The following is a 22796-nucleotide window of genomic DNA, read 5'->3' as shown; positions in this document are numbered from 1 at the left end:
GGGGGGAGAGGGAACCGAATGGGGGATATTTGAGGGATACGCCGACTTGAGAGACCGGCTTTGAATCCATAATCGACCCGATCTTTCAGGTCGATGTATAACGCCAGACATCTCGGTCGGCCCCCTCTCCCTCCGGGAGAGGGCTAGGGTGAGGGTAAAACTTTCAGAGGCGCTGCACATTTACAGCACCCGCCGCCCCCACCGGCCCAGGCTGTCCATCCGCCCCGGCCTTGCCGTTCTTGCCGCCATCAGCGCGATACACCAGGCAGCCCTTGGACTGGCCGCCCTTCCCTGCTTTACCGCCAACACCCGCCGGGCCTCCAGGACCGCCAGCGACATTGACCTTGATCAGCTCGACCGGAAACTCGCGCGGCACTTCAAGGCGCACCAGCGCACCCGGTGCGCCAGGTTGGCCGTCACTGCCGTTACTGCCATCAAAACCATGCCCGGCCGAGCCATAAGTACAGCCTGGGTCTTCACCATTCCCGCCATCCAGGCCGACAAAACCCGGCGCACCGGTGCCGCCACGGGCGTCGACCAACAGTTGCGGCGCATTCAACGCCTTGAATTGCAGATTCAGATTACGTCCGGCGCGAGCGGCTTTTTCATAAGTGCCCGGCGCACCGCGTGCGGTGATCTTGCTGCCATCGCTCAGCTCGGCGCGCGCGACCTTCATGTCCAGCGCCTGTTCACCCGGAACGATTGCAATGCGCGCTTCATGGCCAAGGCGCAGTTCACCGACGGTCAATTCGGTCACGTTGGCAGGAATCAACAGCGTGCCGTAATCGGCCACTTCCAGTTTTTCCAGCTGCAACGTGCTGGCCGTGTTGGGCAAACGCATCAGCGAATTGGTTTCGACGCTGACCACTTGAGCACAGGCCAATGGGCTGATGAATGCAGCGAGCAAGCAGAGTTTACGCATGGGAAGAAGCCTCCGGAGCGGCCGGGGCCGGGATGGTTTGCAGGTGGAAAACGCCAAACAACAGGATGCGACCACGGTCACGCCAAGGGTGCTCACGCCCCTTGAGGCTGCGATTGCACAGCAGCACTTCGAACACATGGATCAGCAACAGCAAACCGCCGGCCAGATTGACCAGCAGATGCAGCGGATGTACGAAAGGCACCAGTTGATTGGCCAGCACCACGCAGCAGAACAGCAGGGTCAACAACCGCCCCAGCCCCCAGAACACTTTCATACGCCCCCCGTGTTGCGAATTATTCTTTGGGCGCACAGTAACGGCTTCTGCGGGGGATAAGCCAGAGGGATAAATGAAAAAACTTCGATCGTCTGCCAAATGGCTGCCGAAACGACGCTGATCGTCGCCCGGCAGCTCTAGCCTGCACCCTACAGACGCGTCCTAACGATTGATGTGCAACTCCACACGACGGTTCTGCGCGCGCCCTTCATCGGTGGCGTTATCGGCAACCGGCTCGCTTTCACCGCGACCTTCACTGGTGAGTTTGTTCGGCGCCAGGCCCTGGCTCAGCAGATAAGCGGCGACACTGCTCGCACGCCGTTCCGACAATGCCTGGTTGTAGGCATCCGACCCTTTGCTGTCGGTGTGACCGATGACCTTGATGCTCACCACGTCAGCATTGCGCAGTTTGTCCATCAGCGTATCGAGCTGGGCTTTGGCCGCCGGGGTCAGGTCGGACTTGTCGAAATCGAACAGCACGTTGCCGGCATCGCTGAGGGTGATGACCTCGGTTTGCGGTGCAGGCTCCGGCACTTTTTCCGTGACCGGGTACTGTGGCAGCGGGCAACCACGGTGATCGACCGGGGTATTTTCCGGGGTGTCCGGGCAACGGTCGCGGCGGTCGAACACGCCGTCGCCGTCTTCATCGCCGTCCTGGGCATAACAGATCAGTCCGCCGGTAAGAATCCCCAGCGCTGCGCCGCCACCGGCCCAGCCAGCGCTTTCGATAGCGCCGAGGCCGCCACCGACCAGTCCGCCGATAACGCTGCAGATCGGCCATGTACGTTGATTGAGGGGTGCAGTGCCATCGCTGTGGGTGGCGCAACCGGTGAGCAAACTGCCTAGCAGCAGCACCGGCAAGACGGACCTTGAGAAAACAGTCATTGTGAAAGCTCCTGTGTCACCGGCCCATACCGGTTACACAGGAGTAAAGACCCGCATCCGCGACTGCACAAGGCGCGGATGCGAGAGGGGCTTAACGCTGGATTTTGATTTCGGTACGACGGTTTTGCGCGCGACCGTCCGCAGTTTTGTTGTCGGCCACTGGCTGGCTTTCACCCAGACCGGACACCGAAACGAAGCTGGCGCGAGGCACACCTTGCTGGATCAGGTAGTCCACCACCGAGTGCGCGCGACGATCCGACAGTTTTTTGTTGTAGGCATCGCTGCCCACACTATCGGTATGACCAGTCACGGTCAGTTGCGCCGTCGAGGATTCCTGTTTCAGGCGGGTGGCGACCTTGTCGAGCACTTGCTTGTCAGGGCCGGTCAGCGTGGCTTTGTCGAACTGGAAGTGCACATCACGGATAACAATGGTTTCTTCCTTGACCACTACAGCTTCTTCGACCACGGGTGCAGGCGCTGGTGGAGGGCAACCGTCAGCGTCGACCTGTACGCCTTTAGGCGTGCCCGGGCACTTGTCGCGACTGTCCGGCACGCCATCGCCGTCTTCGTCGCCATCACCGTGCACCCAGCAATAGGCCGCTGCCGTGCCACCGACCAGCAGCGCACCGTAGCCGGCCCATGCCGAACTTTCGGTGGCGCCGAGACCGGCACCAACGACACCACCGACCGCCGCACAGGTCGGCCAGTCGGTTTTCTGCAAACCTGCGCAACCAGTCAACACACTGGTTAGCAGAATCAAAGGTAATGCTGTCCGAACTATGCTCATCTGGTTTTCTCCTGAGGGATCGGCTTAGAACCGATTCAGGGAGTAAAGACCGGAGTTTTAATCTCCGCCAGCAATAGGCCATGCCTGTTTGCGACCGTGTTCACAGGACTTCGGCACATTTGCCGCAAACGGGCGGAACAGGGCTCTTTGCCGCCAACGTCAGGCAGGCTAGTCTTGGCGGTCTGATTGAGGAGCTTCGATGAACGTCGCCATTTCTTCCCGCACGCCGCAACAGGCGTTGGCCGCTTTACTGGATCGCTACGCCCCGGCGCGCTTGCTGTTGATCGGCGCCAGCGAGTTTCCGGCATTGAATGCCTTCAAAGAGGCGCATCCGGACACCGTCGTCGCGCATGCAGCGCCGGGCGCACTGCCTGCTGAACTGGCGGCACAGCGTTTCGATCTGGCGCTGGTGGTCGATTGTCTGGAACATTTGCCCAAGCGCGACGGCCTGAACCTGTTGGGCGGGATTCGCAATCTCAACGCCAGCCGCATCGCTGTGCTGGCAGACCTGTCGGCCAGCGGCTGGCAGGAAACCGACTTCTATTCACTGGCGCTGCAAGCCAGTGAACGCTTTCAACGCGACGATCAAGTGCTGACCCTGTTCACCTATGATCTGCTTGACTACAAACAAGTCCCTGACTGGCTCAACTCACGGTTCTGGGCCAATCCGGAAAACTTCGGGAAATACTGGTGGTAATGCAATGAGTACAGCCATTTGCCCCTGCGGCAGCGGCAATCTGCTGGATGCCTGCTGCGGCCATTATCACGAAGGCCATCCGGCGCCGTGCGCTGAGGCCCTGATGCGTTCGCGCTACAGCGCCTATGTGCTGGGCCTGATCGATTATCTGGTGGCGACCACCCTGCCCGCTCAGCAAGCAGGGCTGGATCGCCAGTCGATCAGCAACTGGAGCGCGCAGAGCACCTGGCTCGGCCTTGAGGTGGAGAGTTCGGAAGTCTTTGGCGGTCAGCCGGAACACGCCTTCGTCACCTTTACTGCGCGCTGGCACGACAGCCAAGGCGAACACAGCCACCGCGAACGCTCATCGTTTGTGCAGAATGCCGGGCGCTGGTACTTCATTGATCCGACGGTGCAATTGAAATTGGGGCGCAATGACAGCTGCCCGTGCGCCAGCGGGCAGAAATTCAAGAAGTGCTGTGCGGGGTATTTCGGCGCTTAAGATCAAAAGGTCGCAGCCTGCGGCAGCTCCTACACAGGATTTGCGTTTCCCCTGTAGGAGCTGCCGCAGGCTGCGATCTTTTAGCGGCTAGACTGCCCGCAAAGGGAGTAAAACCATGCTCGGTCGCTGGCGCACACTACATTTTCTGTTTTTGATGCTGATCCTCAACCTCGGCGGCTGCGCGTCGTGGTTCAGCGATGACAGCGTCGACCCCGCCGTGCATCTGGTGAAAGTCGAAGTGGTGCGCGCCAAGCTGCTCGAACAGAAATTCATCCTGCACTTTCGCATCGATAACCCCAACGACAGCGACCTGACCGTGCGCGGGCTGGAATATCGCATTCATCTGGCCGATATGCTGCTGGCCGAAGGCGAGCATGAACATTGGTTCACCGTCGGGCCCAAGCGCAGCGCCTATTTCAAAGTGCCGATCCGCACCAATCTCTGGCCGAAGGTAAAAGACGTGGTGAAAATGTTGAAAAATCCGAACCAGCAGATTCCCTATCGACTACAGGGTGAAATGGAAACCGGTTTATTCATCGCCCACTACGTGCACCTTGAGCGCAATGGCGTGATAATCCCCGCCGATTTAATTCCGGAGCAACACCGATGACCCAGCAACCTCATGTCCATGGCCCTGACTGCAACCACGATCATGACCATCATCACGACCATGACCACGGCCATGTTCACGGCCCGAACTGCGGCCACGCCCACCAGGAACCGGTGCGCAACGCCCTGAAAGACGTCGGCCGCAACGACCCTTGCCCATGCGGCAACGGCAAGAAATTCAAGAAGTGCCACGGCGCGTGATGCCCGGGGCGAAGACCCTCTTCGCCTGACCTGCCGCCTTCGCGAGCAGGCTCGCTCCCACAGTCAATCGAGTTCCTTCAGTTGGAATGCAATACCTGTAGGAGTGAGCCTGCTCGCGATGAGGCCGGCACATTCAACATCCTTGGCAACTGACAGACCGCTTTCGCGAGCAGGCTCACTCCTACAGGTGAGCGGGTTTCTTCAGTTGCAATGCAATCCCCTGTGGGAGCGAGCCTGCTCGCGAAGGGGCCGGCACATGCAACATCGTTGTCGCATGAAAAACCGCTATCGCGAGCAGGCTCACTCCTACAGGTGAGCGGGTTTCTTCAGTTGCAATGCAATCCCCTGTGGGAGCGAGCCTGCTCGCGAAGGGGCCGGCACATTCACTGAGTCCTTTTCAGCCTGCTGCCAAAATCTGTGCACAGCTGACCACCGCCGCATACTCCCCGTGCAAATTCCCCAGCGACATTCCGTGCACCTCTTCCGCCGTGCGCAATGTGCCGAAATAATCGGCCTTGTCGAAGGTGAAGCACGCATCCTCGGCCACCCACGCATCAAACCCCAGATTCCCCGCCGTGCGCGCTGTCGACTCCACCGAGTTGTTGGTCGCCACACCGACGATGATCAACTGGCAGATGCCCGCCTCCCGCAACCGCGCCTCCAACCCGGTGGCACAAAACGCATCCGGCACCTGCTTCTGAATCAGCCATTCACCGTCCTGCGGCAAAAACCTCTCTTGAAATTCCACCCCGTCCTGCTCAGGCCAAAACACCGAATCCGGCTCCCGCGACAGGTGCTGCACATGAACCACCGGCCTCGCGCTATGCCGCCAAAGCCCCAGCAATTCAAGGATTCGCTCTTCCGCCTGAGGATTATTGCGCCGCCCCAAACGCGGCTCGAGGATGCCTTTTTGCTGGTCGATGATGATCAGTGCAGCGTTGGCCTGAAGCTCCATGGCGTTTTTTCTCATGCGGGGTCATTGAATTCTGCGCAGTTCAGCATCACCTCTTCCTGTTAAGCAAGCTATCGAACGCACACGGGACGACCTGACGCCGGCGTTTGCTGTCCACACGCAAGTCCATTTCAGCTTTGGAGTTTTCCATGATCGACCTGTATTACTGGACCACCCCCAACGGCCACAAGATCTCCCTGTTCCTCGAAGAAGCCGGCCTGCCGTACAACGTGCACCCGATCAACATCAGCCAAGGCGAGCAGTTCCAGCCGCACTTTCTGAAAATCGCCCCGAACAATCGCATCCCGGCCATCGTCGACCACACGCCTGCCGATGGCGGCGAGCCGCTGTCGCTGTTCGAATCCGGGGCAATCCTGCTGTATCTGGCGGAGAAGACCGGGAAGTTTCTGCCCAAAGACCTGCGCGGTCGGCAAACGGCGCTGCAATGGCTGTTCTGGCAAATGGGTGGCCTGGGGCCAATGGCCGGGCAGAATCATCATTTCAGCCAGTTCGCCCCGGAGAAAATCCCCTACGCGATCAAGCGCTACATCGACGAGACCGCAAGGTTGTACGGCGTGTTGAACAAGCAGCTGGCCGAGAACGAATTCGTTGCGGGCAACGACTACAGCATTGCCGACATGGCGATTTATCCGTGGATCGTCTCGCACAAATGGCAGAGCCAGAATCTCGAAGACTTCCCCCATGTGCAGCGCTGGTTCAACCACATCAAGGATCGCCCGGCGACAGTGAAGGCCTACGCGCTGGTGCAGAAAATCAATCCACCCAAATCCTGATTTAACGGCAAAAGATCGCAGCCTGCGGCAGCTCCTACATGGGAATGCATGCCTATGCAGGAGTTGCCGCAGGCTGCGATCTTTTCCATTCGACAGAAATACACAAATAACCCCTGCCCCCGCTTGCGCGGCCACCTCCTGCTCACTAACGTAGCGCCTTTACTGACGCTACCCCCCGCAGGAGCTTTGCCATGGCCTCGCCAGCCCTTACTCATTTTCTTCCCCGGTTCGGCGTTGCCGCAGCAGTGGCCGGTGTTTTGGGCCTGTCCGGTTGCCAGACCTGGAACGCTCAGGACACCCTCCCGCCGACCTCCGGCGTGCAACCGCTCAAGGGCCTGGCGCAGAACGTGTCGGTACGCCGCAATGCCATGGGCATGCCGTTGATCGAAAGTAATACTTTCCACGACGCACTGTTCAGCCTCGGCTACGTCCACGCCAGCGACCGCATCAATCAAATGGTCACCCTGCGCCTGTTGGCACAGGGCCGTCTGGCGGAAATGTCCGGCGCGTCGATGCTCGATGCCGACCGCTACATGCGCGCGGTCAATCTGAAGAAAAGCGCCGCTGAGCTGTACAAAGCCTCGTCGCCACGCCTCAAGCGTTTCTTCGAAGTCTATGCACGGGGCGTCAACGCCTATCTGTTCCGCTACGCCGACAAACTGCCGGGCGATCTGGCCTCCAGCGGCTACAAGCCTGAGTACTGGAAACCGGAAGACTCGGCGCTGATTTTCGCCCTGTTGAATTTCAGCCAGTCGGCCAACCTGCCGGAAGAAATTTCCTCGCTGGTGCTCGCACAAACCGTGACCACCGACAAACTTGCTTGGCTAACGCCGTCGGCGCCCGACGAAAACCTGCCACTGGCCGAGGCCGACAAGCTGCAAGGTCTCAAGCTCAACGGGCAAATTCCGGGGCTGACCGAGATGAGCAGCGCCAGCCAGCAACTGTCGGCGCTGAACCTGCTCGGCACCCCGTCTTCGAACAACTGGGCAATCGCCCCACAACGCAGCCGCAGCGGCAAGAGCCTGCTGGCCAGCGACGCCCATGGCCCGCTCGCCGCACCCTCGCTGTGGAGCTTCGTGCAGATCCGCGCGCCGAAATATCAGGCCGCTGGCGTCACGGTTGCCGGTTTGCCGCTGGTCCTCGGTGGTTTCAACGGCAAAGTGGCGTGGAGCATGACCAGCGTGCTCGGCGACAACCAGGACCTGTTTCTGGAAAAAATCCGTCGTCAGGGCAGCAGTTTGACCTACGAGGTCAACGGCAAATGGCAGCCGCTGGGCGTGCGCAACGAAACCTACTTCGTCAAAGGCCAGCGACCGATTCGTGAAGCGGTGTACGAAACCCGCCACGGCGCGCTGCTCAACAGTGCTCAGGCAGCGGCGCAAGGCAACGGTTTCGGCCTGGCCTTGCAGACGCCGAGCTTCACCGATGACAAATCGCTGGATGCGTTTTTTGATCTGACCCGTGCGCAAACTGCTGAACGTGCCTCGGATGCCAGCCGTGAAATTCGCGCTATCGCACTGAATCTAGTGTTCGCCGATGCGAGCAATATTGGCTGGCAGGTCACCGGGCGTTTCCCGAATCGCCGGGAAGGTGAAGGTTTGCTGCCGTCGCCGGGCTGGGAGGGTCGCTATGACTGGGACGGTTACGCCGACCCGATGCTGCACCCGTACGATCAGGACCCGGCGCAAGGCTGGCTCGGCACCGCCAACCAGCGCGTGATTCCTCACGGTTACGGCATGCAATTGTCGAACTCGTGGGCCGCACCGGAACGTGGCGAACGTCTGGCGGAGCTGGCTGGCAGCGGCAAGCACGACAGCCGCAGCGTGATCGCCATGCAATACGACCAGACCACCATGTTTGCCGCCAAGTTGAAGAAGGTCTTCGAAGAGCCGGGCATGAAACAACCGCTGAAACAGGCGATTGATGCCCTGCCGGAGGCAGATCGCAGCAAGGCGCGTGAAGCGTTTACACGGTTGATGGCGTTCGACGGCAAGCTCAGCCCGATCTCGGCAGATGCGGCGATCTATGAGTTGTTCCTGCAGGAAAGCATGAAGCAGATCTTCCTCGACGAACTCGGCCCGGAGTCGAGTCCTGCGTGGAAGGCGTTTATCGCCAATGGTGATTTGTCCTACGCGGCGCAGGCTGACCATCTGTTGGGACGCGAGGACAGTCCGTTCTGGGATGACATTCGTACGCCGCAGAAAGAAGACAAAGCGCTGATTCTCGCGCGCAGCTTCGCCGCGGCGATCAGCACTGGCGAGAGTCAGTTGGGCGGCGACCACCGCGCCTGGCAGTGGGGCAAATTGCACAGCTATGCCTGGAAGAACAGCAATGGCCAGACCGTGCGCGGGCCGCTGGCGGCCGGTGGCGATCACACCACGTTGAACACTTCGGCGTTCGCCTGGGGTCAGGATTTCACCACCACGCGTGCGCCGTCGATGCGTTTCATTGTCGACTTCGGCCAGGCTGAGCCGCTGATGGGGCAGAACGGCACGGGGCAATCGGGGAATCCGGTCAGCCCGAATTACCTCAATGGCATCGATGCGTGGCTGAAGGGGCAATACATCGGTCTGCCGATGCAGCCGCAGAACTTTGATCGGGTGTATGGCAAAACCCGTTTGACTCTTACTCCCGGTAAATAAGGCAAAAGGTCAAAAGCCCCTCACCCTAGCCCTCTCCCCGAGGGAGAGGGGACTGATTGGGGGTTGCTTGAGTCATACGCCGACCTGAACGGGCACTGCCGAATCCTGAGTTAAGTCGGTTCGTGCTCTGCCAAATCCTGAGTTAAGTCGGTCCGTGCTCTGCCAAATCCATAATCGACTCGGTTTTTCAGGTCGATGTCACTCGCCAGACACCTCGGTCGGCCCCCTCTCCCTCTGGGAGAGGGCTGGGGTGAGGGTTGCTCTTCAAAGTCGATAGAACTTCCGGACACGCGCCAACCTCATAGCTAACAAGCCCCCCATTTCTGGTAACGACATGGACCTTGTTATCGCCCGTCCCGAAGGTCTTTATTGCCCTGCCGGGGATTTCTACATTGATCCGTGGCGCCCTGTCGAGCGCTCGGTCATTACCCATGCCCACGGCGATCACGCCCGCACCGGCAATCAGCATTACCTGGCAAGCAGCGCCAGCGAAGGCATTCTGCGCGCGCGACTCGGTCAGGACATCAACCTGCAAACCCTCGCCTACGGCCAGCGCCTGACTCACCACGGCGTCACTTTGAGTTTTCACCCCGCCGGGCATGTGCTCGGCTCGGCACAAGTACGTCTGGAATACGGCGGCGAAGTCTGGGTCGCATCGGGTGACTACAAAATCGAACCCGACGGCACCTGCGCCCCGTTCGAACCGGTGCGCTGCCACACCTTCATCACCGAATCGACCTTCGGCCTGCCGATTTATCGCTGGCAGCCACAGGCGCAGGTATTCAGCGAGATCAACCAGTGGTGGGCCGCCAACATCGCCGCCGGCAAGGCCAGCGTGTTGTTCTGCTACTCGTTCGGCAAGGCCCAGCGAATTCTCCACGGTATCGACGCAAGCCTCGGCCCGATCCTCAGCCACGGCGCGGTCGAGCCGCTGAATCGGGTCTACCGCGAGGCGGGCGTGTACCTGCCGCCGACGATCTACGCCGGCGACGTGAAAAAAAGCGACCCGATCATGCGCCAGGCCCTGGTCATCGCCCCACCCTCGGCGGGAGGCAGCAGCTGGATGCGCCGCTTCGGCGAGTTCAGCGATGCGTTTGCCAGCGGCTGGATGCGTTTGCGCGGCACCCGCCGGCGGCGCGGCGTTGATCGCGGTTTCGTGCTCTCCGATCACGCCGACTGGCCCGGCCTGCTCTGGGCCATCGAGCAGACCGGCGCGGAACGGGTGATGGTCACCCACGGCTCGATTGGCGTGCTCGTGCGGCATCTGCGCGAACAGGGTCTGGACGCCCAGGGTTTCAACACTGAATACGGCGATGACGAAGAAGAAAACATCGCTGCCGAACCGACCATCGCCGAGATGCCCGCATGAGAGCATTCGCCGAGTTGTACGCCGAACTCGACGCGACCACGTCAAGCAACGCCAAACTGGCGGCGATGCAGGTCTACTTCGCCCAAGCAGAACCGCACGACGCCGCGTGGGCGGTGTACTTCTTGTCCGGTGGCCGGCCCCGGCAACTGGTGCCGGTGAGAATCCTGCGCGAACTGGCTGTCGAGATTTCCGGCCTGGAACCGTGGTTGTTCGAAGAAAGTTATCAAGCAGTCGGCGACCTCGCGGAAACCATTTCGCTGGTACTCGCGGAAAACCCGCACAGTTCCGACGCTGGCCTCGCCGAATGGATCGAAGACAAACTCCTGCCGCTGCGCGGTGAGACCCCGGAGTTCCTCAGCCGACAACTGCCGGCCCTGTGGGCGCAACTGGATCGATCGAGCCTGATGCTCTGCATCAAATTGATCACCGGGAGTTTCCGCGTTGGCGTCTCGAAATTGCTGGTCACCCGCGCCTTGGCCTCAATGGCCGGACTGGACAGCAAGCGCGTGGCGCAGCGTCTGGTCGGTTACACCGATCTGTCCAACCGGCCGAGCGCCGCCAGCTACCTGAAACTGATCGCCCCTGAGTCCAGCGATGAACATGCCCAGCGCGGCGGTCAGCCCTACCCGTTCTTCCTCGCCCATGCCTTGTCGCAACCGGTGGAAGAATTCGAAGCGCTGATCGGCCCGGCCAGCGATTGGCAGATTGAATGGAAATGGGATGGCATTCGCGCGCAAGTGGTCAAGCGCGAGGGGCGGCTATGGATTTGGTCGCGGGGCGAGGAACTGGTCACCGAGCGTTTTCCCGAATTGGATGTGCTGGTACACGGCTTGCCCGACGGCACGGTGATCGACGGCGAAATCGTCGTGTGGAAAAGCACGCACCCGCGCACCGAAGACGCCTTTGATCCGCAATCGACCGAACCACCGGCCGTGCAGTCCTTCGCCCTGCTGCAACAACGCATCGGCCGCAAGACCCTCGACAAGAAAATCCTCGAAGACGTGCCGGTGGTGGTGCTTGCCTACGACTTGCTCGAATGGCAGGGCGAAGACTGGCGCAATCAGCCGCAGGCCAAACGCCGTGCGCAACTGGAAGAGGTCATCGCCCGCTGTAACAGTCCGGTGCTGCTGGCCTCACCGGTGCTGACCGGCACTGATTGGTTCGACCTCGCCCGCCAACGCGAGTCTTCGCGGCGACTGGGTGTCGAGGGAATGATGCTCAAGGCGCGCGACGCGTTGTATGGCGTGGGGCGAACCAAGGACATGGGCGTCTGGTGGAAGTGGAAAGTCGATCCGTTCAGTGTCGATGCCGTGTTGATTTATGCGCAGCGCGGCCATGGCCGGCGGGCCAGTTTGTACAGCGATTACACCTTTGCCGTGTGGGACGGCCCGCCCGAGTCCAGCCAACGCGCGCTGGTGCCGTTTGCCAAGGCCTATTCCGGGCTGACCGATGCGGAGATGCGTCAGGTCGACAGCATCGTGCGCAAGACCACGGTGGAGAAATTCGGCCCGGTGAGCAGTGTGAAGCCGAGTCTGGTGTTTGAGCTGGGTTTCGAAGGCATCGCCCTGTCGCGGCGGCATAAGAGCGGGATTGCCGTGCGGTTTCCCCGGATGTTGCGCTGGCGTCAGGATAAAACCGTGGATGAAGCGGACAGCCTAGCCACATTGCAGGATCTTCTCGCCTGACCCCGTTTCCCGGGACATTGATCGTTCCTACGCTCCGCGTGGGAATGCCTCAACGGACGCTCCGCGTTCGGCCTTGGAGGGGACGCGGAGCGTCCCGGGCTGCATTACCACGCAGAGCGTGGGAACGATCAACGATCTGCTTGCCTGTCCCCGATAAGCCACATATCAGTGCACGCTTTCTGCCGCGCCCGTTTTCGTGCACTCATCCATTGATCTTGTAGCTCTCCTCACCTTTTAAAACACTTGTTCGGGACTCTGGTTCGGAAATTGCTACTTTCTATAGGTCGTACGCGTTCCAGTAACAATAATTCTGCGCCACAAGCGCTCATATTGGTTCTTAGGGATTGAATAATGAAAAAAGCATTGCTGACCCTTTCTGCACTGGCGTTGTGCATGGCCGCTGGCTCCGCGCTGGCCAAGGAATACAAAGAGCTGCGCTTTGGCGTTGACCCTTCGTACGCACCGTTTGAGTCGAAAGCGGCCGACGGCAGCCTGGTGGGCTTCGACATCGACCTGGGCAACGCGATCTGCGCCGAACTGAAGGTCAAGTGCAAGTGGGTCGAAAGTGACTTCGACGGCATGATTCCGGGCCTCAAGGCCAACAAATTCGACGGTGTGATCTCGTCGATGACCGTGACCCCGGCCCGCGAAAAAGTCATCGACTTCTCCAGCGAACTGTTCTCCGGCCCGACCGCTTACGTGTCGAAAAAAGGCTCCGGCATCACCGCAGACGTTGCGTCGCTGAAGGGCAAAACCGTCGGCTACGAACAAGGCACCATTCAGGAAGCCTACGCCAAAGCCGTGCTGGACAAGGCCGGCGTGAAAACCCAGGCCTATCAGAACCAGGATCAGGTGTATTCCGACCTGACTTCCGGCCGTCTCGACGCCGGTATTCAGGACATGCTGCAAGCCGAACTGGGCTTTTTGAAGTCGCCCCAGGGCGCCGACTATGACGTCAGCAAGCCGGTCGACAACGAATTGCTGCCAGCCAAAACCGCTGTCGGTATTAAGAAAGGTAACACTGAGCTGAAGGCGCTTTTAGATAAAGGTATCAAAGCGTTACACGATGACGGCAAATACGCCGAGATTCAAAAGAAACACTTTGGCGATCTGAATCTGTACAGCGGCAAATAATGCCCCGGCGCCCATCCTCGATGGGCGCCTTTTCCATCCGCTCAGGTTGCTGATTTATGTTCGAAAACCTCTTACAAAATCTGGGGCTCGCAGCCTTCAGCCTCAAGGGTTTTGGCCCGTTGCTGTTGGAAGGCACCTGGATGACCATCAAATTATCGGCGTTGTCGCTGCTGGTGGCCGTGTTGCTCGGCCTGCTCGGCGCCAGTGCCAAACTGTCAAAAATCAAACTGGTGCGCCTGCCCGCCCAGCTCTACACCACGCTGATTCGCGGGGTGCCGGATCTGGTGCTGATGCTGCTGATTTTCTACAGCCTGCAAACCTGGCTGACTTCCCTGACCGACTACATGGAATGGGAATACATCGAAATCAACCCATTCAGCGCCGGGGTGCTGACGCTGGGCTTTATTTATGGCGCGTATTTCACCGAAACTTTCCGTGGGGCGATCCTCGCCGTGCCGCGCGGTCAGGTTGAAGCCGCCACCGCGTATGGCCTCAAACGCGGCCAGCGCTTTCGCTACGTGGTGTTTCCGCAAATGATGCGCTTCGCCCTTCCGGGCATTGGTAACAACTGGATGGTGATGCTCAAGGCCACCGCGCTGGTGTCGATCATCGGCCTCGCCGACCTGGTCAAAGCCGCGCAGGACGCCGGTAAAAGCACTTATCAACTGTTCTACTTCCTGGTTCTCGCCGCGTTGATCTATCTGCTGATCACCAGTGCCTCGAATTTCATCCTGCGCTGGCTTGAACGTCGTTATGCCGCCGGTTCCCGGGAGGCCGTACGATGATCGAACTTCTGCAGGAATACTGGCGCGCCTTCCTTTATACCGACGGCCAGAACATCACCGGGCTGGCAATGACGATGTGGCTGCTCAGCGCTTCGATCTTCATCGGTTTTCTGGTGTCGATTCCGCTGTCGATCGCCCGCGTCTCGCCACACTTCTACATTCGCTGGCCGGTGCAGTTCTACACCTACCTGTTCCGGGGCACGCCGCTGTATATCCAGTTGCTGATTTGCTACACCGGGATTTACAGCCTCGCCGCCGTGCGTGCGCAGCCGTTGCTCGACAGTTTCTTTCGCGATGCGATGAACTGCACGATCCTCGCCTTCGCCCTCAACACCTGCGCCTACACCACGGAGATTTTCGCCGGGGCGATCCGCAGCATGAACCATGGCGAAGTCGAAGCGGCCAAGGCTTACGGGCTGACCGGCTGGAAGCTGTATGCCTACGTGATCATGCCGTCAGCGCTGCGCCGTTCGTTGCCGTATTACAGCAACGAAGTGATCCTGATGCTGCACTCGACCACCGTGGCTTTCACCGCGACCATCCCCGACATCCTGAAAGTAGCGCGAGACGCCAACTCGGCGACCTTCCTGACCTTTCAGTCGTTCGGCATCGCCGCGCTGATCTACCTGACCATTACCTTTGCGCTGGTCGGCCTGTTCCGCCTTGCCGAACGCCGATGGCTGGCCTTCCTCGGCCCGACTCACTAGGACAACCCTGCAAATGCGCCACCTGATCCATGACTTGCTGGCCCCGCTGCCGGGGACCGCACGACAGATCCACAGCTTCCACTTCGGCCCGGAGCAGGCCAAGGGCAAGGTCTACATCCAGTCTTCGCTGCATGCGGATGAACTGCCCGGCATGCTCGTCGCCTGGCACCTCAAGCAACGTCTGGCCGAGCTGGAAGCGGCCGGGCGCCTGCGCAGCGAAATCGTGCTGGTGCCAGTGGCCAACCCGGTCGGCCTCGAACAAGTGCTGATGGACGTGCCGCTGGGCCGCTACGAACTGGAGAGCGGGCAGAACTTCAACCGCTGGTTCGTCGACCTCAGTGAAGAGATCGGCAACGCCATCGAGGGCAAACTGAATGACGATCCGCAGCACAACCTCGAACTGATCCGCACACATCTGCGCAACGCCCTCTCCCGCCAGACCGCCAGCACGCAACTGCAATCCCAGCGCCTGATCCTGCAACGGCTGGCCTGCGACGCTGACATGGTGCTGGACTTGCACTGCGATTTCGAATCGGTGGTGCACCTTTACACCACGCCCGAAGCGTGGCCGCAAGTTGAGCCGCTGGCGCGCTACATCGAAGCCCAGGCGAGCCTGCTGGCCACCGATTCCGGCGGGCAGTCGTTCGACGAGTGCTTCACGCTGCTGTGGTGGCAATTGAAGGAGCGCTTCGGCGAACATTTCGAGATCCCGCTCGGCAGTTTCTCGGTGACCGTCGAGTTGCGCGGCCAGGGTGACGTCACCCATCCGCTGGCCAGCCGCGACTGCCAGGCGCTGATCGACTACCTGATCCAGTCCGATGCGATTGTCGGCGAGACCAAACCGCAACCGCCGTTGCCGTTCCCCGCCACGCCGCTGGCCGGTGTGGAACCGGTGACCACCCCGGTCGGCGGCCTGCTGGTGTACACCGCCACGGCGGGGCAAGTCCTGCAAGCCGGGCAGCAGATCGCTGAAATCATCGACCCGATCAACGACCGGATCACCCCTATTCATTGCACCAGCGCCGGCGTGATGTACGCCCGCTCGCTGCGCCGCATGGCCACGGCCGGCATGGTCATCGCCCATGTTGCGGGCGCCGAAGCCTATCGCAGCGGCTACCTACTTTCGCCTTGAGGATGTCTGTCCCATGTACAAACTGACCGTTGAAGGCCTGCACAAAAGCTATGGCGACCATCAGGTGCTCAAAGGCGTGTCGCTCAAGGCCAAGACCGGCGACGTGATCAGCCTGATCGGCGCCAGCGGCTCGGGCAAAAGTACCTTTTTGCGCTGCATCAATTTTCTCGAACAACCCAACGACGGCGCCATGAGCCTCGATGGCCAGGCGATCCGCATGGTCACCGACCGCCACGGCATGCACGTCGCTGACGCTGATGAACTGCAACGTTTGCGCACGCGGTTGGCGATGGTGTTCCAGCATTTCAACCTGTGGAGCCACATGACCGTGCTGGAAAACATCACCATGGCCCCGCGCCGGGTGCTGGGTTGCAGCAAGCAGGAAGCCGACGATCGTGCGCGGCGTTATCTGGACAAGGTCGGCTTGCCGGCGCGGGTGGCGGATCAATATCCGGCGTTTCTCTCCGGCGGGCAGCAACAGCGCGTGGCGATTGCCCGGGCGTTGGCGATGGAGCCGGAGGTGATGTTGTTTGATGAACCGACCTCAGCGCTGGACCCCGAGTTGGTGGGGGAAGTGTTGAAGGTGATTCAAGGTTTGGCCGAGGAAGGCCGGACCATGATCATGGTGACCCATGAGATGAGTTTCGCCCGGAAAGTCTCCAGCCAGGTGTTGTTCCTGCACCAAGGCTTGGTGGAAGAAGAAGGTGCGCCCGAGGATGTGCTGGGCAACCCGAAAAGCGAACGCCTGAAGCAATTCCTCAGCGGCAACCTCAAATAACGCCGTACACAATCCCCCTGTGGGAGCGAGCCTGCTCGCGAAAGCGGTGTGTCAGTTAAGAAATTGTAGGCTGACACACCGCATTCGCGAGCAGGCTCGCTCCTACATTCGTTTTCCATCGTCTACAAAAATCAAACTTGTCCGCCCGCCGTGCGGTCACTGGAGAACACCTCCAGAGCGCGCGCAGCCCGCATGGCGAAATCTCCCGACCACGCAAAAATCTGGTTCAGCGCCCGCGACTGGAAGCCGTTCGCCTTTCAGAAACAGGTATGGGCGGCGGTGAAAAACGGTGAATCCGGTCTACTGCACGCGAGCACCGGTGCCGGTAAAACCTATGCGGTGTGGTTTGCCGCGCTCAATCGCTTTGCCCGCTCGCAGCCTGCCGTCGAAACATCGCGTAAACGAAAACAACCGGCCGAACCGCTGACAGTGCTGTGGATCACCCCCATGCGCGCGCTCGCCGCTGATACTGCACGCGCCTTGCAAACACCTGTCGATGATCTGCAGATCCCGTGGAGCATCGGCCTGCGCACCGGTGACACCAGCAGCAGCGAACGCGCCCGGCAGAGCCGGCGCCTGCCGACTACGTTGATCACCACCCCGGAAAGCCTGACGCTGTTACTGGCCCGCGCCGATGCACAAGTCGCGCTGTCGAGTCTGCGCATGATCGTCGTCGATGAATGGCACGAACTGCTGGGCAACAAGCGCGGCGTGCAACTGCAACTGGCCCTCGCCCGCCTGCGGCATTGGCAACCTGAGCTGATCGTCTGGGGCGTGTCCGCCACCCTCGGTAATCAATCTCACGCCGAACAGGTGCTGATCCCACAGGGTGGCGGCATCAGCATTCAGGGACAAAGCGAAAAATCGCTGAAGGTCGATACCCTCCTCCCACCGGCGATTGAGCGTTTTCCGTGGGCCGGACACATCGGTCTGAAGATGTTGCCGCAGGTCGTTGCTGAACTGGATGCCTGCGCCAGCAGCTTGGTGTTCACCAATACTCGGGCGCAATCGGAAATCTGGTATCAGGCGCTGCTGGAGGCGCGGCCGGACTGGGCCGGGTTGATTGCGCTGCATCACAGTTCACTGTCTCGCGAGACTCGCGACTGGGTCGAGCAAGCCCTGAAGGACGGCCATTTGAAAGCCGTGGTCTGCACCTCAAGCCTAGACTTGGGCGTGGATTTCCTGCCCGTCGAGCGCGTGCTGCAGATCGGCTCGGCCAAAGGCGTCGCGCGTTTGATGCAACGTGCCGGGCGCTCCGGCCATGCACCGGGGCGCACGTCACGAGTAACGCTGGTGCCAACTCACAGCCTTGAGTTGATCGAAGCAGCCGCTGCCCGCGATGCCGTCGAGCAACGGCGCATAGAACCACGCCTGTCACCGCACAAACCGCTGGATGTGCTGGTGCAGCACTTGGTCAGCATGGCCCTCGGTGGTGGGTTTATTCCTCAAGAGTTGTACGAAGAAGTCCGCGGCGCCTGGGCTTATCGCGACCTGACAGTCGCCGATTGGGCGTGGGCGCTGGCTTTCGTACGCCACGGCGGGATGTCTCTGACAGCCTATCCGGATTACCGCCGGGTCGAGCCGGACGAGCACGGCGTCTGGCGCGTTCCGGATGCACGGTTGGCGCGGCGTCATCGCATGAGCATCGGCACGATCGTCAGCGATGCCAGCATCCAGCTGAAATTCTGGAGCAAGGGCGGCGGAGGTAAACAGCTGGGCAGTGTCGAGGAAGGCTTTATTGCGCGGCTTAAACCGGGTGATGGTTTTCTGTTCGCCGGGCGTTTGCTGGAGTTGGTGCGAGTGGAAAACATGACCGCTTACGTCAAACGTAGCACCGCAAAAAAAGCCGCAGTGCCGCGCTGGAATGGTGGGCGGATGCCACTTTCCAACGAATTGGCCGAAGCCGTGGTCAGGCGCTTCAGTGCGGCGGCGCAAGGCGAGTTTGTCGGCCCGGAAATGCAGGCGTTGCGACCGTTGCTGGAAACCCAGATGCGCTGGTCTGGTTTGCCCACCACAGAAAACCTGTTGGCCGAAGTATTGAAGTCCCGCGAAGGCTGGCACCTTTTTCTCTACCCGTTTGCCGGGCGCCAAGTGCATCTGGGCCTGGCGAGCCTGCTGGCATGGCGCGTCAGTCAACGGCAGCCCGTGACGTTTTCCATCGCGGTGAACGATTACGGCCTGGAATTGCTCAGCGCTACGCCAATCGACTGGGCCGAGTATTTGAATACCGGTCTCTTCAATGCTGATGATTTGTTAGCGGACGTTCTGGCCAGCCTGAACGCCGGTGAACTGGCCCTGCGGCGCTTTCGCGAGATCGCGCGGATTGCCGGGCTGGTCTTCGCCGGCTACCCCGGTGCACCGAAAAGTACCCGGCAGGTCCAGGCGTCCAGCGGACTGTTTTTCGAAGTGTTCAAACAATACGACGCCGACAATCTGTTGCTGGCGCAAGCCGGGGAAGAAGTCCTACGGGAAGAACTGGATATTCGTCGCCTGGAACAGACATTGGAGCGGATCAACGGGATGAAACTGGACGTGCATCAGCTCAAACGTCCTACACCGCTAGGGTTTCCGCTGCTGGTGGAACGCATGCGCGAAAGCATGAGTTCGGAAAAACTCGCTGACCGGATCAGGCGAATGGTCGGTGATCTGGAGAATAGCGCCGACAAGGATAAATCCCGATGAATGCGGCCTACCCGGTGCGTCTGGCTGGTGAAGAGCTTTGGCTCTTGCCGGAGAAAGCCTTGTACTGGCCCGCGCAGCAGGTCTTGTTGATTGCCGATGTGCATTTCGGCAAAGCGGCGGCTTATCGCAGTCTTGGTCAACCGGTTCCACATGGCACCACGGCGAGCAACATCGCCGTGATTGACCGGCTGCTGGCAAAGCTGCCCTGCCGCTTATTGATCTTTCTCGGGGATTTCCTCCACGGGCCCGGCTCCCATGCCCCGGGCACGCTGGGCGCGCTGGCGCATTGGCGTGCGCGTCACGCGGAGTTGCCGATGACGCTGATCCGCGGCAATCACGACAAACGCGCCGGCGATCCGCCCGAATCGCTGAATATCAGGGTGGTGCCGGAACCGCTGCTACTCGGGCCATTCGCCTTGCAGCATGAACCGGACCCGCATCCTGAAAGACACGTGCTGGCGGGTCATGTGCACCCGGTCTATCGGTTACATGGCAAGGGTCGACAAAGCTTGCGCCTGGCGTGTTTCAGGCTCGGTGAACGCATCAGTCTGCTGCCGGCATTTGGCGCCTTTACTGGGGGCTATCCGGTCGAGAAGGATGAAAGCTGCAGGATTTTTGTCATCGGCGACAACGAAATATGGCCAGTCAGTTAAAGTCTTTGCAGACCTCATCTGACTGGCCATTCGTTTTCAATGCAGATCAGGCAACCGGTGCCGGTGGCGGCTCGTCCGGAAGCGTCGGTTCACCCGGCTCGGTCGGTTGTTCGTTAGGGGTATCGGGATCGGGTTGACCGGGAATTCCGCCGGCCATGCTCAGTGGCGGATGCGCCAACAAGGACCAGGCCAATACGCCAATCTGATTGGGCTCGAGCCTTGCCAGTTCGGCAGTGATTTGCGGATCGATCTTCATAGGGCACTCCTCGGCGAAGGCCCGTTTTGCCGAAAGCAAAAACGGGCAGTACACCCCATAGAGTGTCTGCCCGCCAAAGAATTCCCGCGATCTGTCGGATGGACCGATCAGGTCCGCGGCAAAGTCACGCCACGCTGGCCCTGGTACTTGCCACCGCGATCCTTGTAGGACACTTCACATTCCTCGTCGGACTCAAGGAAGAGCATCTGCGCCACGCCTTCGTTGGCGTAGATTTTCGCCGGCAGGTTGGTGGTGTTGGAGAACTCCAGCGTCACGTGGCCTTCCCACTCAGGCTCGAGCGGCGTGACGTTAACGATGATGCCGCAACGCGCGTAGGTGCTTTTACCCAGGCAGATGGTCAATACATTGCGTGGAATGCGGAAGTATTCGACGGTGCTGGCCAGGGCGAAAGAGTTCGGCGGGATGATGCAGACGTCGCTGTGGACGTCGACAAAGCTGCCCGGATCGAAGTTTTTCGGGTCGACGATGGACGAGTTGATGTTGGTGAACACCTTGAAGTGATTGGTGCAACGTACATCGTAGCCATAGCTCGATACACCGTAGGAGATCACACGGCTGTCGTCGCTGCCGCGCATCTGGCGCTCGACGAACGGTTCGATCATGCCGTGTTCCTGCGCCATGCGGCGAATCCACTTGTCCGATTTGATGCTCATGGCGGGGGTGTCCTGAATAGCGAGGTGGAAAAATTCTGTCCGGCATCTTACCGGGCGCGCCGCCGGGTTCAAAGTGCGGGCTGCAATTCTCGCCGAACACCTATGAAATACTGGGTTTGGCGACGAACCGTCACACCGCCGATCCCGAAAACAGAGAAACCTTCGCAAGAAGCATTGGCACTTCTCGGAAACTGGGTTAAGGTGGCGTCACTGTGTTGCTTGTGTCACTGAGAATCTCTACACGATATGTTGAATTTCGATCCAACCATCTACAAGAATTTTTCCTGCTCTTTGCACTCAGTCTCGGCCAGGGTTCTTCCTGAGTCGCAGTTATCTTTGTTCAAGGAGTTACACCATGTCTAATCGCCAAACCGGTACCGTTAAGTGGTTCAACGATGAAAAAGGCTTCGGCTTCATCACTCCACAATCCGGTGACGACCTGTTCGTTCACTTCAAAGCTATCCAATCCGACGGCTTCAAAAGCCTGAAAGAAGGCCAACAGGTTTCTTTCATCGCTACCCGCGGTCAGAAAGGCATGCAAGCTGAAGAAGTACAAGTTATCTAACTTGTAGCTTCTTTAGAAAAGAGCCCCGCCCTTAAAAGCGGGGCTTTTTTGTGGGCGCCTGTTTTGTACAGGCAAAAAAAATCGCAGCCCGACCAGGCTGCGATTTTTTTGTGGATGGCTTACCAGGCCACGCCAAACCCTGCGGTGTAACGGGTCTTGTTCAAGTCCGCATCGTTGGTGCCGCTGATGATGTCACGCTCAGCCTTGAGGTTAAGCGAAGCCCAATCGGTGACCTTATAGCGCAAGCCCATCTCGGCATCCAGCGCGTAATCGGCAACACCCGACAGCGGCTTGCCTACTTCACCGTTGGTGAAGAATTCGACCTTCTTGCCAATCAGGTATCGGTTGTAATCCCACTTCATCGCGACAGAATAGAAGTTGTCCTTGCTGCCATCGCGATACTCGTAATCGGTGCGGTTAAGCAGCGAGCCCAGCGAGAACGCACCCAACTCGTCATCCCAGAACTGGTAGCCAGGACCGGTACCGACCACGCGCTGGCGCGCCAGCTCTTCGATGTGATCACGCTTGTAGTTCAAGCGACCCTGCCAGAACCATTGATCCGTCAGGAAGCGGTCGAGTGCGTATTCAGCGCGCCAGTTGTCAGTGGTGGTTTCGTCGTCCTGCACTTCGCGGTTGTATTCACCTTCGGCGGTGTGGCGCCAGCGCCCATGACGCGCCGAGGTCTTGAAACCGACATCGTAGTCATCGGTATCCTTCTCGGCGCGCTGATAGTCCAACGCCAGGTCGACATTACCCTTCCACACCAGATCCTCGACCACCGGTTTCGGCTTGAGAATCTGCTGAATGCTCGCCAGCTCGACGGTTTTCGGCGCTTCACCGTTGGCCAGGGTGACTTTGCCATCTTCGGCGGCGGTCAGCGACTTGGACACTTCACCGCTGTAGGCATCCTGCTTGACCAGCAAGTGCTGATCACTGTCCAGAGTCTTGACCTCTTTCCAGTCAATGGTGACCGCACCGGCGTACTTGGTCTGGATCAACAGCTTGCCGCCATCGAACACGGTGATGGTGCCGCTCAACTTGTCACCGTTCTTCAACCAGACAGTGTCGGCAAGCAGGGGCGTAGACGCACTGAAAACAGCAAGGCACAGCAAGGATCTGGACAACATAAGCG

24 protein-coding genes are annotated in these 22796 nt (G+C 59.8%); 16 read left to right on the top strand and 8 right to left on the bottom strand.

Features of this window, described 5'->3' with window-relative positions; translation table 11 throughout:
• Window positions 1-163: 163 nt before the first annotated feature.
• The 4 genes from VY732_RS06305 to VY732_RS06290 all read right to left on the bottom strand — a co-directional run bounded on the left by VY732_RS06305 (window position 164) and on the right by VY732_RS06290 (window position 2868).
• Window positions 164-922 (bottom strand): collagen-like protein, encoded by a 759-nt coding sequence (locus VY732_RS06305; protein WP_331694969.1) that lies wholly within the window; start codon window positions 920-922, stop codon window positions 164-166.
• Window positions 915-1196, bottom strand: coding sequence for a DUF1145 domain-containing protein (locus VY732_RS06300; protein WP_077571401.1), 282 nt, complete (start codon window positions 1194-1196; stop codon window positions 915-917). Before VY732_RS06300 ends, VY732_RS06305 begins: the two co-directional genes overlap by 8 nt.
• Before the next feature lie 162 nt (window positions 1197-1358).
• Entirely contained in the window at window positions 1359-2081 is a 723-nt protein-coding gene (locus tag VY732_RS06295; RefSeq protein ID WP_331694968.1) for an OmpA family protein, read from the bottom strand.
• A gap of 91 nt (window positions 2082-2172) precedes the next feature.
• Window positions 2173-2868 carry an OmpA family protein gene (locus VY732_RS06290; RefSeq protein ID WP_007918596.1) on the bottom strand — a complete coding sequence of 232 codons (696 nt, stop codon included), beginning with the start codon at window positions 2866-2868 and terminating at the stop codon, window positions 2173-2175.
• 199 nt (window positions 2869-3067) lie between these two features.
• On the opposite strand from VY732_RS06290, the gene VY732_RS06285 reads away from it, so the two are divergent.
• The 4 genes from VY732_RS06285 to VY732_RS06270 all read left to right on the top strand — a co-directional run bounded on the left by VY732_RS06285 (window position 3068) and on the right by VY732_RS06270 (window position 4856).
• On the top strand, window positions 3068-3565 hold the full coding sequence (locus VY732_RS06285) for a DUF6231 family protein (RefSeq protein ID WP_137217580.1): 498 nt from the start codon (window positions 3068-3070) through the stop codon (window positions 3563-3565).
• A gap of 4 nt (window positions 3566-3569) precedes the next feature.
• Window positions 3570-4046 (top strand): YchJ family protein, encoded by a 477-nt coding sequence (locus tag VY732_RS06280; RefSeq protein ID WP_331694967.1) that lies wholly within the window; start codon window positions 3570-3572, stop codon window positions 4044-4046.
• Window positions 4047-4161: 115 nt separating this feature from the next.
• Entirely contained in the window at window positions 4162-4656 is a 495-nt protein-coding gene (locus VY732_RS06275; RefSeq protein WP_034154968.1) for an LEA type 2 family protein, read from the top strand.
• A complete protein-coding gene (locus VY732_RS06270) occupies window positions 4653-4856 on the top strand; it encodes an SEC-C metal-binding domain-containing protein (RefSeq protein WP_003198420.1) in 204 nt (67 codons plus the stop codon). Before VY732_RS06275 ends, VY732_RS06270 begins: the two co-directional genes overlap by 4 nt.
• A 397-nt stretch (window positions 4857-5253) precedes the next feature.
• Here the strand turns inward: VY732_RS06270 and VY732_RS06265 are convergent, their stop codons facing one another.
• On the bottom strand, window positions 5254-5811 hold the full coding sequence (locus tag VY732_RS06265) for a cysteine hydrolase family protein (RefSeq protein ID WP_331694964.1): 558 nt from the start codon (window positions 5809-5811) through the stop codon (window positions 5254-5256).
• Between the two features lie 146 nt (window positions 5812-5957).
• Here VY732_RS06265 and VY732_RS06260 point away from each other — a divergent pair, with 146 nt between their 5' ends.
• The 11 genes from VY732_RS06260 to pdeM all read left to right on the top strand — a co-directional run bounded on the left by VY732_RS06260 (window position 5958) and on the right by pdeM (window position 20169).
• On the top strand, window positions 5958-6602 hold the full coding sequence (locus tag VY732_RS06260) for a glutathione binding-like protein (protein ID WP_331694963.1): 645 nt from the start codon (window positions 5958-5960) through the stop codon (window positions 6600-6602).
• Window positions 6603-6793: 191 nt separating this feature from the next.
• Entirely contained in the window at window positions 6794-9244 is a 2451-nt protein-coding gene (locus VY732_RS06255; RefSeq protein ID WP_331694962.1) for a penicillin acylase family protein, read from the top strand.
• Window positions 9245-9578: 334 nt separating this feature from the next.
• Window positions 9579-10613, top strand: a complete 1035-nt coding sequence (locus VY732_RS06250; protein ID WP_123594840.1) for a ligase-associated DNA damage response exonuclease — start codon at window positions 9579-9581, stop codon at window positions 10611-10613.
• The gene (locus VY732_RS06245) at window positions 10610-12298 is read left to right on the top strand and encodes an ATP-dependent DNA ligase (protein WP_331694961.1); all 1689 of its coding nucleotides are present in this window, start codon (window positions 10610-10612) and stop codon (window positions 12296-12298) included. The genes VY732_RS06250 and VY732_RS06245 overlap by 4 nt, the downstream gene beginning before the upstream one ends.
• Window positions 12299-12649: 351 nt before the next feature.
• Window positions 12650-13432 carry a transporter substrate-binding domain-containing protein gene (locus tag VY732_RS06240; protein ID WP_008083900.1) on the top strand — a complete coding sequence of 261 codons (783 nt, stop codon included), beginning with the start codon at window positions 12650-12652 and terminating at the stop codon, window positions 13430-13432.
• Window positions 13433-13488: 56 nt separating this feature from the next.
• Complete coding sequence (locus VY732_RS06235) at window positions 13489-14217, top strand: ABC transporter permease (RefSeq protein WP_077571391.1); 729 nt, start codon at window positions 13489-13491, stop codon at window positions 14215-14217.
• Entirely contained in the window at window positions 14214-14924 is a 711-nt protein-coding gene (locus tag VY732_RS06230; RefSeq protein WP_034154960.1) for an ABC transporter permease, read from the top strand. Before VY732_RS06235 ends, VY732_RS06230 begins: the two co-directional genes overlap by 4 nt.
• 13 nt (window positions 14925-14937) lie before the next feature.
• Window positions 14938-16056: a succinylglutamate desuccinylase/aspartoacylase family protein gene (locus tag VY732_RS06225; RefSeq protein WP_331694960.1), complete on the top strand. Its 1119-nt coding sequence runs from the start codon at window positions 14938-14940 to the stop codon at window positions 16054-16056.
• A 13-nt stretch (window positions 16057-16069) separates the two neighbouring features.
• Entirely contained in the window at window positions 16070-16834 is a 765-nt protein-coding gene (locus VY732_RS06220) for an ABC transporter ATP-binding protein (protein ID WP_034154958.1), read from the top strand.
• A 192-nt stretch (window positions 16835-17026) separates the two neighbouring features.
• A complete protein-coding gene (locus VY732_RS06215; RefSeq protein ID WP_331694958.1) occupies window positions 17027-19516 on the top strand; it encodes a ligase-associated DNA damage response DEXH box helicase in 2490 nt (829 codons plus the stop codon).
• The gene (gene pdeM, locus VY732_RS06210) at window positions 19513-20169 is read left to right on the top strand and encodes a ligase-associated DNA damage response endonuclease PdeM (RefSeq protein WP_116028792.1); all 657 of its coding nucleotides are present in this window, start codon (window positions 19513-19515) and stop codon (window positions 20167-20169) included. Before VY732_RS06215 ends, pdeM begins: the two co-directional genes overlap by 4 nt.
• A 46-nt stretch (window positions 20170-20215) precedes the next feature.
• On the opposite strand, the gene VY732_RS06205 is transcribed toward pdeM, so the two are convergent.
• Together VY732_RS06205 and dcd are read right to left on the bottom strand one after the other, a co-directional pair.
• On the bottom strand, window positions 20216-20425 hold the full coding sequence (locus VY732_RS06205) for a hypothetical protein (protein ID WP_007918615.1): 210 nt from the start codon (window positions 20423-20425) through the stop codon (window positions 20216-20218).
• Between the two features lie 107 nt (window positions 20426-20532).
• The gene (gene dcd, locus VY732_RS06200; protein WP_007918616.1) at window positions 20533-21099 is read right to left on the bottom strand and encodes a dCTP deaminase; all 567 of its coding nucleotides are present in this window, start codon (window positions 21097-21099) and stop codon (window positions 20533-20535) included.
• Between the two features lie 355 nt (window positions 21100-21454).
• On the opposite strand from dcd, the gene VY732_RS06195 reads away from it, so the two are divergent.
• On the top strand, window positions 21455-21664 hold the full coding sequence (locus tag VY732_RS06195) for a cold-shock protein (RefSeq protein ID WP_002554837.1): 210 nt from the start codon (window positions 21455-21457) through the stop codon (window positions 21662-21664).
• Between the two features lie 119 nt (window positions 21665-21783).
• On the opposite strand, the gene VY732_RS06190 is transcribed toward VY732_RS06195, so the two are convergent.
• The gene (locus tag VY732_RS06190) at window positions 21784-22791 is read right to left on the bottom strand and encodes a DUF481 domain-containing protein (protein ID WP_077571387.1); all 1008 of its coding nucleotides are present in this window, start codon (window positions 22789-22791) and stop codon (window positions 21784-21786) included.
• Window positions 22792-22796: the final 5 nt, after the last annotated feature.

The organism is Pseudomonas sp. ZY71 (genome assembly GCF_036542145.1).
Lineage (GTDB): Bacteria > Pseudomonadota > Gammaproteobacteria > Pseudomonadales > Pseudomonadaceae > Aquipseudomonas > Aquipseudomonas koreensis_A.
The sequence above is the reverse complement of the archived record's forward strand: the minus strand, read 5'-3'. Positions and strand labels throughout refer to the sequence as shown.

Coding starts and splice junctions, on each gene's coding strand:
- VY732_RS06295 (WP_331694968.1), bottom strand. CDS start 2,081: ATGACTGTTTTCTCAAGGTCCGTCTTGCCGGTGCTGCTGCTAGGCAGT.
- VY732_RS06235 (WP_077571391.1), top strand. CDS start 13,489: ATGTTCGAAAACCTCTTACAAAATCTGGGGCTCGCAGCCTTCAGCCTC.
- dcd (WP_007918616.1), bottom strand. CDS start 21,099: ATGAGCATCAAATCGGACAAGTGGATTCGCCGCATGGCGCAGGAACAC.
- pdeM (WP_116028792.1), top strand. CDS start 19,513: ATGAATGCGGCCTACCCGGTGCGTCTGGCTGGTGAAGAGCTTTGGCTC.
- VY732_RS06270 (WP_003198420.1), top strand. CDS start 4,653: ATGACCCAGCAACCTCATGTCCATGGCCCTGACTGCAACCACGATCAT.
- VY732_RS06265 (WP_331694964.1), bottom strand. CDS start 5,811: ATGGAGCTTCAGGCCAACGCTGCACTGATCATCATCGACCAGCAAAAA.
- VY732_RS06225 (WP_331694960.1), top strand. CDS start 14,938: ATGCGCCACCTGATCCATGACTTGCTGGCCCCGCTGCCGGGGACCGCA.
- VY732_RS06255 (WP_331694962.1), top strand. CDS start 6,794: ATGGCCTCGCCAGCCCTTACTCATTTTCTTCCCCGGTTCGGCGTTGCC.
- VY732_RS06240 (WP_008083900.1), top strand. CDS start 12,650: ATGAAAAAAGCATTGCTGACCCTTTCTGCACTGGCGTTGTGCATGGCC.
- VY732_RS06215 (WP_331694958.1), top strand. CDS start 17,027: ATGGCGAAATCTCCCGACCACGCAAAAATCTGGTTCAGCGCCCGCGAC.
- VY732_RS06260 (WP_331694963.1), top strand. CDS start 5,958: ATGATCGACCTGTATTACTGGACCACCCCCAACGGCCACAAGATCTCC.
- VY732_RS06190 (WP_077571387.1), bottom strand. CDS start 22,791: ATGTTGTCCAGATCCTTGCTGTGCCTTGCTGTTTTCAGTGCGTCTACG.
- VY732_RS06275 (WP_034154968.1), top strand. CDS start 4,162: ATGCTCGGTCGCTGGCGCACACTACATTTTCTGTTTTTGATGCTGATC.
- VY732_RS06250 (WP_123594840.1), top strand. CDS start 9,579: ATGGACCTTGTTATCGCCCGTCCCGAAGGTCTTTATTGCCCTGCCGGG.
- VY732_RS06220 (WP_034154958.1), top strand. CDS start 16,070: ATGTACAAACTGACCGTTGAAGGCCTGCACAAAAGCTATGGCGACCAT.
- VY732_RS06245 (WP_331694961.1), top strand. CDS start 10,610: ATGAGAGCATTCGCCGAGTTGTACGCCGAACTCGACGCGACCACGTCA.
- VY732_RS06305 (WP_331694969.1), bottom strand. CDS start 922: ATGCGTAAACTCTGCTTGCTCGCTGCATTCATCAGCCCATTGGCCTGT.
- VY732_RS06290 (WP_007918596.1), bottom strand. CDS start 2,868: ATGAGCATAGTTCGGACAGCATTACCTTTGATTCTGCTAACCAGTGTG.
- VY732_RS06285 (WP_137217580.1), top strand. CDS start 3,068: ATGAACGTCGCCATTTCTTCCCGCACGCCGCAACAGGCGTTGGCCGCT.
- VY732_RS06300 (WP_077571401.1), bottom strand. CDS start 1,196: ATGAAAGTGTTCTGGGGGCTGGGGCGGTTGTTGACCCTGCTGTTCTGC.
- VY732_RS06205 (WP_007918615.1), bottom strand. CDS start 20,425: ATGAAGATCGATCCGCAAATCACTGCCGAACTGGCAAGGCTCGAGCCC.
- VY732_RS06195 (WP_002554837.1), top strand. CDS start 21,455: ATGTCTAATCGCCAAACCGGTACCGTTAAGTGGTTCAACGATGAAAAA.
- VY732_RS06280 (WP_331694967.1), top strand. CDS start 3,570: ATGAGTACAGCCATTTGCCCCTGCGGCAGCGGCAATCTGCTGGATGCC.
- VY732_RS06230 (WP_034154960.1), top strand. CDS start 14,214: ATGATCGAACTTCTGCAGGAATACTGGCGCGCCTTCCTTTATACCGAC.